We start from the raw sequence: 9,954 nt of genomic DNA on the forward strand, positions 1-9,954 counted from the left end.
AGGTTAGGGTGTGGGTGTGGGGAATTATTTTGATATCTCTATACAAATCCTCTTGACATTCTTTTTATCCTTGGTTACTATCTAATTATGAATTTTATTAATTAAGGATATCAAGGATATGTCTAGACCACTACTTGCTGCTGATGAACTAACCAACTCTGTTATAGATGACAGAGTTAAAATTCTCCTGCCACAGTTTGAGGCTTTAGCACCCTACAAAATCACTCAACGTAAGAAGGGCGTAGGGGATTTAACAGGCTGGCATAAGCTGGCTATTCAAGAGGCAAGATTGCTTAAACTCAATTACCCTGATGACAAGCCAGAAGATGACAAGGAATATGGAACAGCTTTGAGACAGATTACAGCGTTAAAGAAATCATTAAAACTTGCATCTAAAACAGAATTAAAAGATGCTGCACTACTTAACCCCGTCAATACCATCATTACTAACTTCGGTAATGAATTATCAAATCAATTTGCTATCTACAAGGAAAACCAGAATACCCGTTATCGGGAAACAGTCACAGAACGCCGCAAAGTAGAAAATCGGATCGAGATTGATTTAACTAACTCCCTAAAATATGCCTACAACATCCTTACAGACGTTAAAAATGGTGAGGATAGCATTAACTGGCTTGATGTTTCTTGTGCCGTAGCTTTGGCAACTGGACGGCGTATGGCAGAAGTCCATCTATCAGCAAGCTTTGAGTTAATTGATAGCCATACCGTAGCGTTTAAGGGTCAATTGAAAGGCAAGGATAGGAAGATTCGAGTAGTTGATAAAGCTGTTAAATTACGTGATGTAACTTTTAAAATCCCTACTCTATTACCTGCTGATTTAGTCTGCTTTGCTCTTGACTGGCTTAACAGTAAGGGTAAACGATTTGATAAAGATCAAGACCCCGAACGGGTAAACAGAAGATTCTCTAAAACCTTAAACCAAGCTTGTAAGGATTGGGATATTTTCCCAGCCGATGAGAGAACCTATCACAAGTTTAGAGCCGCATATTTGAGAGCCGCAATTATCAATGATGGGAATGTAGATCCCTATGACTTTTTGGACTTTGCTAAGGAAGTGTTAGGCGATGACGATGAAAGCACGATAAACGCCTATAAACGGTATGAGATAAAGAAAGGAACACTTACTAAAATATAAAATAAATCCCTATACAAAACCTCTTGACATATTTAAACAAGAGAGTTAGTATAGGGATAACAAATAAAAAACCTACTTCTATTATGAGTGACACTAAAAAAGCTTCTGATATTGCCTCAAAACTTACGGCGGAACTACAAAACCTAACTGATGAATTAGCTATTAAGAAAGTTACCCTTAAATACTGGGGTGAAATGAAAAAAGCGGTATCAGATGGGAACTTTGCAAGATGTAGAACTGTTTTGAGAAAAGCTATCCAATCGGCGTTCCCTGATAAAAATGAAGCTACACCCGGTTACTACTTTACTAAAGCTGGTAAGGGTCAAGTAGAACGATTTGAACACCTAGCTTTATGGTATGCAACTGCTAGTGAGGAACGATGGGAAGTAGTTGGAGACGATGCCAGAAATCAACATTTTACTGGCTTTTCACCATCACTAGAAACCACTACAGAAGTTAAACCAGAAACCATTACAAAAGAAAATACCGTAACAGAAATAATTGAAAATATCCCCGCAGAAACTAAACCAGAAACCACTACAGAATTAACTTTAGAATCTATGAAAATCGAAACTTTACAACTTGACGCTGATACTCAACAGAAGGTACAAGATGCACTAGATTATTCTGGTATGTCGTTAGCTGATTTTATCCAAAAAGCTTGTACTATTTATGCGACTACTTTAACAGGTAAAGCTAAACAATTCGATTCTGATTTATCAGGAGTTGAAACACAAGAATTACTTAGTGCAAAGTACAGAACACACCCTGGACGTGCTAGAGAAATGGTTAAACGTGCCATACAGGCAATTAAAATACATAACTCGGAAATAGTATCAGAGACGGGGGATAGGTGGCATATTAATCAAACTGCTATCCAATCGTTAACAGGGTCAAAACCTCAAACTGTGAAGGAAATATTGACGGACTACCAAGATGATATTGATAGCCATAATGCAACTCATGAACTTACACCATATCTGAACCGTAAAGCAGATAAACGCAAAATAGAAGATGTCATTGATGTAGTGGCTTTAGTTCCTGATGGAATTGATTAAAAGTTTTACACAGCAATACTTTTAGGGAGTTTAGGCGCTCCCTTTTTTAGTGCTAAATTATTTTATACATCTCTATACAAAACCTCTTGATATTAGACGATAAGAGAGTTAGCATAGAAACCTGATTAATATCCAAACGTAAGCCCTTAGAATGGTTTAAAGAGTTTTTCTATTATCTTCTTGACTTTGATTAATTTTCTATTCTTTATAAATCATCCCTAATGCTTTAGGATTGAAATTATTGGGAAATTTAGTATCTAAATTATAGTAAGCTCCTGTCAAATTAGTTCCAAACATTTGTTGTATATCAAATCCAAATGAGTTCAATATATTTAAGCTCTCTGGAGCCATTAAACTTGCTTCCTCAAAGTTAGCTCCACACAAATCTGCTCCGCTTAAACTACAATTTTCTAACCTAGCTTTGCTAAAGTTAGAGTTTTTTAAATTAGAATTTTCAAGCTTAACACCCCAAAGTTCTGCTCCAGTCAAATCAGCTCCACTAAAATCGGTATCTTTTAAAATGCACTGATGTATATATGTTTCACTCAGATTCGCTCCGCTCAAATTTAATTTGGTAGAATTAACTTTAGCTAAACTTGATTGGCGAAGAATAGCATTACTCAAATCAATCTCACTTAAATTAACATTATAAAAAGAAGTTTTAACAAGATTGATTTCATTAAAAAATGAGTTGACAAAAGAACAAGATTGAAATGTGGAATAAGATAGATTAGATTTGCTAAAATTCACCTTATTAATTGTTACTTTATGAAATTCAGCACCAATTATTTTCGATCCAGTAAAATCAACATCACTCAGAATAATATCTTTTATAGTATTATTCTTATAAATTAATTTAAACAATTCTTTTGGAAAATTTCGTTGCTGCTGATTTTCCAATTTATTGATTATCACTAATAAATTATCAACATCATCAACTGGTAAATTAACATTTTTAAAATTTCTTTCTCCACCTAAATAACGTTCTATTAAAACTTCTATATTCATAACGCTTCCTTATTTTTTCTTGTATTTTTGCAGGGTTAAAAATCTGCTCAAAGGATTAATAACACATTGCATTTTTGCTTAGATAGAGAATGTCATAATTTAATTAGAGAGCAGACTTAGATTTATTTCTGAAGCTTGTTTGGCTTCTTGTTCAGCTTTAGCTGCTTTTAGTGTAGAAATAGGAATATAAAGACCTAATGCCTTATCTTCTAATGATAAAAAACCTTTTTTTAGGTAGTATTGTTTAGCTTGTTCGTCTTTAGCATCAACTCTTACAGCAAATACACCCACTTTTTGAGAAACTTCAAGTGCAGTTTCAAATGCGTGTTTTAATAATTGTTTACCAATACCTTGCTTTTGTGCCAATTTGTCTACCGCAAATTTACCAATAAGTAATGCGGGTACAGGATAACCCGGTAGTGATTCTTGTACTTCATCAGGTAAATTTTTTAGCTCAATTAGGCTCATGCTGGAGGTATAATAACCAAGGATTTTTTTTCTATCGTCTTCAGGACAAGCCACAAAAGTTCTAGCAATACCACCTATTTCATTGTTTTTCCAAGCTAGTTGTTTTATATATTTCACTAGCTCTGGATAAAGTTCTTCTTCTTTACTATCAGTACACTTAAAATCAAGTTTCTTAATACTACTACGAGTATGCCCTGTGTTTTCTAATGGATATATGCAGATTGCCACAATTTCTTTATCTTTGTATCAAGAAACCTAATTTATTCAAAAACTGACAACAGAGCTTTAGAAGGTGCGGGTGGGTTTTCCATAGCATCTAAGATAATTTCTGAATCTCTCTTAGATAAAACCCAAGCATCATTACGATAAGGTTGAGCAACTTTATCTTCTAACACACTTTGATTATCTAAGATAATTTCTGAATCTCTCTTAGATAAAACCCAAGCATCATTACGATAAGGTTGAGCAACTTTATCTTCTAACACACTTTGATTTTTTCCTTGTGTTACCAAGGAGAAGAAATTTTTAATTCGTTGTGAAAGATTATAAAACGAATGATTTTTTACGTTTAACATACTACCTCATTACCTTTCGGTGGGTTTGAGTGGGTTTGAGTGGGTTTGAGTGGGTTTGAGTGAGTTTGAGTGGGTTTGAGGATTTTTACCAGTTTTTAAACTAGTTCTTTAAACTAGTTCTTTAAACTAGTTCTTTAAACTAGTTCTTTAAACTAGTACCAGTTAATCAACTATATCACGGATTTATATCACCGATTTATATCACCGATTTATATCACCGATTAAAACAAAAATTGGTGATTTACCACGATTAAACCGTGCATAAAACTATGCTTATATATACAATTAATCATATCTAATCATGTTTAGTTTCTACCCGTACATTTTCAGTTGTATTCATGTCGTTAAATTGATGTTTAACGACATTACCCACAGGTGACAGCATTGATAAGGCAGAAACAGCCCCTAACACCTGTTCATCACTCACTTCTAGATATCTTTGTAACTGTTCTAAGTTCCGGTGTCCTGACAATTCCTGAATTACCCTTAACGGTATGCCAGCGTTACTCATCTGGGTTAAGGCTGTCCGTCTGAAGCTGTGGGTACTAACTCCAGTGATTCCTACTTGCTCACAAGCTTTCCTTAAAATCCTTGCTGCTGAATCGTGGCTAATATGACCGTTGCTCCTACCAGGGAACAGGTAATCATAACCTGCTAGTCGGTAATGTTCAGCGAGTAACCGCCGTAGGTCTTCAATTACTGGGATGGAACGGGTGGCCAGTTTTCCTTTGGTGTTTGATTTTCTGATGACAAATAGTGGTCTAACTTCACCCTTGGTTGTGTAAACGTCCCCAGTTAGCAGGGTTACACATTCTCTAATCCTACAGGCACTAAATAAACACACACCAAACAGCATCCGGTCACGGTCGTTATCTAGACCTTGACTAAATATTAACTGGATTTCCTGCTGTGTCAGCACTTTGGCGCGTCCGTGCCTGTTGATTTTCATAAGCCACTATAGACCCTGTGATCTACAGCTTACAGTTACAGGGCATTGATAGAGGATACGCTTTACTAATTTTTTTCTAACGTCGCTATAAAGTCCTTATTTACCTCGATACTTGCCAATATTGTTACACTGGTAAATAATGTACTAATACAATCAAAATTCAAGGGAACTCAAATCATGACTTCTTTTCCAAGTCTTATACAGCCTTTTTTAGATATCGCTAACAGTTTAATATATATAATTTACTGTTTTGTACCATTTTGCATAGGGGCGTTTGCAGCATGGAACAGTAGAACATCTTTATTTGCACTATTTTTAGTAGGAATATTTGCATCAGTCTTTTCTAAATTTGCTAATTTTGCACCTAATATTTATCATCTATTCAATAGTGCATTTATATTTTTGATTAGTGGCTTTTTAATAAGCATAGGCATAAAATTAGCTTTTAATCACTGGAAAGGCTATTAATTCTAACTCTAAAAATTTATCTGTTGTCTTTGATTCTCATGAAAAAGAAAGAAAGGGTATTTGAAAAAAACATAAATATATATGCTCTTCAGCTTGAAAATGATTGTTACTATATCGGTCAGTCTATTGATGTAAGCCGTAGACTAGAAGAACATAAGCAAGGAAAAGGCGCATATTTTACTAAATTAAATCCTGTAATATCTTTAATTGAAGTATTTGAAACAGACACAAAAAGAATGATAGAGGGAGAATTTTATGAAGACTTCTTTGTCATGAAGTATATAGAGCTACATGGCGCGGAAAAGGTAAAAGGGGGAACATTTTTACAGTCTTCCAAGAAAAGAAAAAGTAGGTTTGAATTCTACAAAAATTTATTTTTAGAATCCCTGAAGTGCGAAAACTCTCCTAAAGATTTTTTTGATAAAGTTTCAATTCTTAGAGAGGAATTATTAGTTAATGGACTAGCAAAAATTAAAACAGATAATTGTCCTAATCAATCTAGTTTAGAGATTGCGGAAACAATTGCTAGACAGAATAAAGCAGGAGTATGGAGATAACAAAATCCCCCCCCGGTCACTCGATGATTAGGAGAATATTCTATGTATGAAATTATATGAATAATATCATCAGATATCAGTATTTTTAAATATCAAGTGATATTTATTGATATTTAAAACGGGATATCGTCGGGGTCTTTTGCATCAGAATAGTCTATCTGTGGCTTGTTTATGTGCTTGTTTTTATACCTTTCAAAGACATCATTCAAATAGCTTAAATCTGGCTTGTCTTTTAAAATTATCTTTTCCAGAAATTGCCATTTGTTCTCGATTTTTCCATGAATAACCATAACCAAGCTAGTTGATAACGTGGCTTTATTTTCTAAGTCTTGATAATCAATATCTAATTCTGCAATTATTTCATTCTTAAATTCAGTTGGTTTCATTTTTAACTAACTCCTAAACACTAAAAGACTTCCCACAGGAATTGCAGGAATAACGTTGTTTATCATTGCTTTTGCCGTTCTTTTTAATGTCCAGACTACCACAATGAACACAGGCTATATTTTGCCCCTCTTTCAATGCTTTACTTTGCCAAGGGGACGACACAAGCCAAGATTTATTATTAGTCAGTTCTCCATCTAAAGCGGGGGGAATCTCTACAAAATCATACTTCATACCATCAATTAATAAAGCCAGTCGGTAATGGTTCTTAGTAGGAATATCTGCATTTTGTTGGTTAAAAAACTCACTAACCTTTGCATAGATAGATGGTATTTTAGATTTCATATCTTGCGACCATCCCATATCATCGGCGTGCTTTATCGCTGTTCCAATTGCATCACCAATGAACATTAAGCCGCAGTTGTTCATTTCATCCCAAGTCCACCCATTCTTGCCAACTTCGGAAGACTGACCTATTAAGATTAATTTCATCTTTCTATGTCTAATCTCTGTCCAAATTTGGCTAATTCCTCCCTTTTGTTTCTTGTCAAAAGTCTTGTCAGTTTCATCGAAAACCCCCACAACTGGGATATCCGGATTAAATGATTGATTGTTTTTTCTATCCGTAAATTCCTCTATGAACTGTTCCAAAATGTTAGCAGCTTGTGATGGATTTTTGGCAATTTTAGGACAGTTCCAATAATCCTCAAAGCTTCCATGTTGAGGGTCACTAAGCCACAGTTCCCAGTTTTCCCAGTGGTTTATGTAGTGGTGAAGTAGGTTTTTAACCGCAATACCTTTACCTCCACCTGTTCTAGTCATTACCCTAAGAGTTGGCTTGTTCTGATGATACCGACTAACTAACTCACCAAATTTATTAGAAGGTTCTATTAATCGCCTAACATCTTCAATTGTGAGGGTCTTCTTCTCCTGTTTCCTTAACTCAATATCCAAGCTCACATAGTTTCCGCGTTCCGATTGGGTGAACTTGGGAGTAGTTAGACTTCCTGACAGTTCTTTGATTTTATCTGGGTTGTTTCCATCGTTAAGCTGATCACAGGGAATGAAACGGTTATTTCTTGACAGATGAAATAACAATTTATAACCTGAGTCAGTGCTGTTAAAATCAATTGCATCAAGGGTAATTCCTAGCTTTGAGGAATAGTAATTAATAATTGAATTGCCTACCCTAGCACTTTCCGAAGTCCCTACAAACTGCAAAGGTTTACTCAAATCTTGGAGTTTACCATTAAGACTTAATATCTGATTTTGCAATGTTTCCAATTCTTGAGACTGCGCTAAACCGTCGTTAACAACCTCGCTAAAATCTTGCTTATATGCACTAATTACTCCGTCTGCCACCTGTCCAAATTCTGCTTGTATGGCTTTAATATTCCCTAAGAAATATTCACGTAGTTTAGTTAATTTTTCCTCATGTTCTGTAATGGGGATAACGTTGTAAAGCTGCTTTTGTAGATGGTCACAGGCTGCTTTATAAAGCTTGGCTTTAATAGATGACCCTTTGAGAATAATCTCATGCTGTATGGCAATACAAGCCGCTATCAAGTCCTCATTACTCAAGCTGCTATTGTCAGAAATTACCCCTATTTGTGCTGATAACTGTTTGCAATCGTGGTTAAATTGGTTCAATAATTCTGTGCAGTTGTTCCGTACATCGGGAAACTTCTTCACTAAGTAGGGAATTAATGAATTAATTTGAGATTGTGCTGTTTCCAAACTTTCCCGCAATGTAGTGACAGCGGTTTCAAAGTTAATAGATTGGGTATCATTTAGCAGTTCCTTAGTGGCTTTTAGTTCAGTTTCCAATTGAGTAGATAAAGCCAACAGATTACTAATATCTTGATGCTGTTTCTCTATTTCCTCATCGGCGGAAACTAATAATTTATGCTTATCAGCCAACATACTAGCGAAGCTGTTTGTTTCCGTTCTCAAACTGTCAATTTCCGCTAACAACTTATTGCGTTTTTTATTACTAATTTTCTGACTAGATACTATGGCTAAATTAGACGCACCAAGTGACCCTAATCCAGATGAGATAAGGAATTGTGAGAACTGCTGATAGGGTGTGAACAGTGCGATAAAGCCAGTAAATGATACACCCAATGACCCGACTATAAAGCTATTTCTTAATACTTGAAAGTTCATATTGATTTCATTCCTTCTATTACTGGTTTAATTTGAGGCTGTGTTCTTTGTGGTGTGGCTTGTGTGGCTAATAAAGCCATTGTTAAAACTGCTATTCCAAGTAATGAAAAGCTAATTTTTAGGACGGGTAGTTTATTTCTATCTTGATACTCATCAAAAGCGCGATTAACTGCTAGAAAATCTAATGGATTAAGGTCAAACCATTCCCTAGATTTAGTCAGCTTCACATTGCAGTGATAAAACTTTTGATGTAACCGTTTTTCTACTGTTGCCATATCCTCTACATAGATTGTTCTGAGTATCTTGATATCGCATGGTGGCTGATTATCTATGAAGTTTTGTAGTCTAGCCTGTGGATTACGACTTAAACCAATCTTGCAGCGTCTAACCAGCGAAAATCCGATAAACTTGGGAAGATTTACACACTCCATCAAATAGATGTAACCAGGTTCATTGTCATTTCTTGGAATGTAATTAGTAGGGGTAGGGTAGTGCATTGTAGCTGCTGTAGTACGATATTACAGATAATAGAAAGGGTGCGATTAAACACCCTGATTACTAATAAGAAATGTCGAATTTTAAAATACGACAATCACTCGATTGATTCGGCTTCAGATTCAATAGCACCAATCTTTGCATCCAACTGAAATTTAGCTAACTCCACCTGACTAATTCGGGACTCAATTAAGGATAATTTAGCAGTCCAGTACAGCTTTCTTAGTGGTGTTTCAGATTGCAATCCCTCTAATTCAATGTTTTGATGAGCCAACTTTTCTTGAGTTTGTCCTAACTTAGATTGTGCGATTAGAAGGTTAACATTAGCATTCTCAAACCCTACAATCTTGGCTTGTGTGTTGACTCCATCGGATTGGAAGATTATATTAGCCTGATTCATTTTTTCAGACAGTGAACCGACTTTGTAGGCATCGGTATTTAGTTGCAAGTTCGCCCCAACTAACCTTAACGTCTCTCTCTTTTCAGATATAGATTGAATTGCTTTATCGGCTTCTACTCTAGTGGTTCGTGGCAGTGTAGAAGTGTCCGCAAATAGATTTGATGCTATGTACTGGGATGGTTCAAAAGTTGCGGCAGTGTGAACAGTTTTAGAATTAACAGGTGTGGGGTTAAGATTGACGGTTTCTTGTGAACTGGGAACAGCGTCTTT

Annotated in this window: 11 protein-coding genes and 1 pseudogene; 4 read left to right on the forward strand and 8 right to left on the reverse strand. The window is 35.5% G+C overall.

Annotated features, from left to right (window positions below):
• Window positions 1-118 precede the first annotated feature (118 nt).
• Together FJR04_RS24170 and FJR04_RS24175 are read left to right on the forward strand one after the other, a co-directional pair.
• Window positions 119-1,156 carry a protelomerase family protein gene (locus FJR04_RS24170; RefSeq protein ID WP_168499660.1) on the forward strand — a complete coding sequence of 346 codons (1,038 nt, stop codon included), beginning with the start codon at window positions 119-121 and terminating at the stop codon, window positions 1,154-1,156.
• An 83-nt stretch (window positions 1,157-1,239) separates the two neighbouring features.
• Window positions 1,240-2,214, forward strand: coding sequence for a hypothetical protein (locus tag FJR04_RS24175; protein ID WP_168499661.1), 975 nt, complete (start codon window positions 1,240-1,242; stop codon window positions 2,212-2,214).
• A 198-nt stretch (window positions 2,215-2,412) separates the two neighbouring features.
• Here the strand turns inward: FJR04_RS24175 and FJR04_RS24180 are convergent, their stop codons facing one another.
• The 4 genes from FJR04_RS24180 to FJR04_RS24195 form a co-directional block, all read right to left on the reverse strand.
• A complete protein-coding gene (locus FJR04_RS24180; RefSeq protein ID WP_168499663.1) occupies window positions 2,413-3,222 on the reverse strand; it encodes a pentapeptide repeat-containing protein in 810 nt (269 codons plus the stop codon).
• Window positions 3,223-3,321: 99 nt separating this feature from the next.
• Window positions 3,322-3,918: a GNAT family N-acetyltransferase gene (locus FJR04_RS26360; protein WP_168499664.1), complete on the reverse strand. Its 597-nt coding sequence runs from the start codon at window positions 3,916-3,918 to the stop codon at window positions 3,322-3,324.
• Between the two features lie 32 nt (window positions 3,919-3,950).
• Window positions 3,951-4,265 (reverse strand): hypothetical protein, encoded by a 315-nt coding sequence (locus tag FJR04_RS24190; protein WP_168499666.1) that lies wholly within the window; start codon window positions 4,263-4,265, stop codon window positions 3,951-3,953.
• Window positions 4,266-4,560: 295 nt separating this feature from the next.
• Entirely contained in the window at window positions 4,561-5,214 is a 654-nt protein-coding gene (locus tag FJR04_RS24195; protein WP_168499668.1) for a tyrosine-type recombinase/integrase, read from the reverse strand.
• A gap of 177 nt (window positions 5,215-5,391) precedes the next feature.
• Between FJR04_RS24195 and FJR04_RS24200 the strand changes: the two genes are divergently transcribed.
• Together FJR04_RS24200 and FJR04_RS24205 are read left to right on the forward strand one after the other, a co-directional pair.
• Window positions 5,392-5,682 (forward strand): hypothetical protein, encoded by a 291-nt coding sequence (locus FJR04_RS24200; RefSeq protein WP_168499670.1) that lies wholly within the window; start codon window positions 5,392-5,394, stop codon window positions 5,680-5,682.
• A gap of 38 nt (window positions 5,683-5,720) precedes the next feature.
• The gene (locus FJR04_RS24205) at window positions 5,721-6,239 is read left to right on the forward strand and encodes a GIY-YIG nuclease family protein (protein ID WP_168499672.1); all 519 of its coding nucleotides are present in this window, start codon (window positions 5,721-5,723) and stop codon (window positions 6,237-6,239) included.
• A gap of 113 nt (window positions 6,240-6,352) precedes the next feature.
• Here FJR04_RS24205 and FJR04_RS24210 read toward each other — a convergent pair whose 3' ends face one another.
• The 4 genes and pseudogenes from FJR04_RS24210 to FJR04_RS24225 all read right to left on the reverse strand — a co-directional run.
• Window positions 6,353-6,625 (reverse strand): hypothetical protein, encoded by a 273-nt coding sequence (locus FJR04_RS24210; RefSeq protein WP_168499674.1) that lies wholly within the window; start codon window positions 6,623-6,625, stop codon window positions 6,353-6,355.
• Window positions 6,626-6,644: 19 nt separating this feature from the next.
• A pseudogene (locus FJR04_RS26365) lies at window positions 6,645-6,740 on the reverse strand (IS1 family transposase); the annotation flags it as partial.
• Window positions 6,741-8,785: 2,045 nt separating this feature from the next.
• The gene (locus FJR04_RS24220) at window positions 8,786-9,286 is read right to left on the reverse strand and encodes a GIY-YIG nuclease family protein (RefSeq protein ID WP_254445395.1); all 501 of its coding nucleotides are present in this window, start codon (window positions 9,284-9,286) and stop codon (window positions 8,786-8,788) included.
• 95 nt (window positions 9,287-9,381) lie between these two features.
• Window positions 9,382-9,954 (reverse strand): hypothetical protein (locus FJR04_RS24225; RefSeq protein WP_168499677.1); only part of this gene is annotated, 573 nt, incomplete at its 5' end.

The organism is Anabaena sp. UHCC 0204 (genome assembly GCF_009711975.1).
In the GTDB taxonomy this organism is placed as follows: Bacteria; Cyanobacteriota; Cyanobacteriia; order Cyanobacteriales; family Nostocaceae; genus Dolichospermum.

What these genes read in the sequence shown, in the direction of transcription:
- FJR04_RS24170 (WP_168499660.1), top strand. Translation starts at nt 119, where the DNA reads ATGTCTAGACCACTACTTGCTGCTGATGAACTAACCAACTCTGTTATA.
- FJR04_RS24175 (WP_168499661.1), top strand. Translation starts at nt 1,240, where the DNA reads ATGAGTGACACTAAAAAAGCTTCTGATATTGCCTCAAAACTTACGGCG.
- FJR04_RS24180 (WP_168499663.1), bottom strand. Translation starts at nt 3,222, where the DNA reads ATGAATATAGAAGTTTTAATAGAACGTTATTTAGGTGGAGAAAGAAAT.
- FJR04_RS24190 (WP_168499666.1), bottom strand. Translation starts at nt 4,265, where the DNA reads ATGTTAAACGTAAAAAATCATTCGTTTTATAATCTTTCACAACGAATT.
- FJR04_RS24195 (WP_168499668.1), bottom strand. Translation starts at nt 5,214, where the DNA reads ATGAAAATCAACAGGCACGGACGCGCCAAAGTGCTGACACAGCAGGAA.
- FJR04_RS24200 (WP_168499670.1), top strand. Translation starts at nt 5,392, where the DNA reads ATGACTTCTTTTCCAAGTCTTATACAGCCTTTTTTAGATATCGCTAAC.
- FJR04_RS24205 (WP_168499672.1), top strand. Translation starts at nt 5,721, where the DNA reads ATGAAAAAGAAAGAAAGGGTATTTGAAAAAAACATAAATATATATGCT.
- FJR04_RS24210 (WP_168499674.1), bottom strand. Translation starts at nt 6,625, where the DNA reads ATGAAACCAACTGAATTTAAGAATGAAATAATTGCAGAATTAGATATT.
- FJR04_RS24220 (WP_254445395.1), bottom strand. Translation starts at nt 9,286, where the DNA reads ATGCACTACCCTACCCCTACTAATTACATTCCAAGAAATGACAATGAA.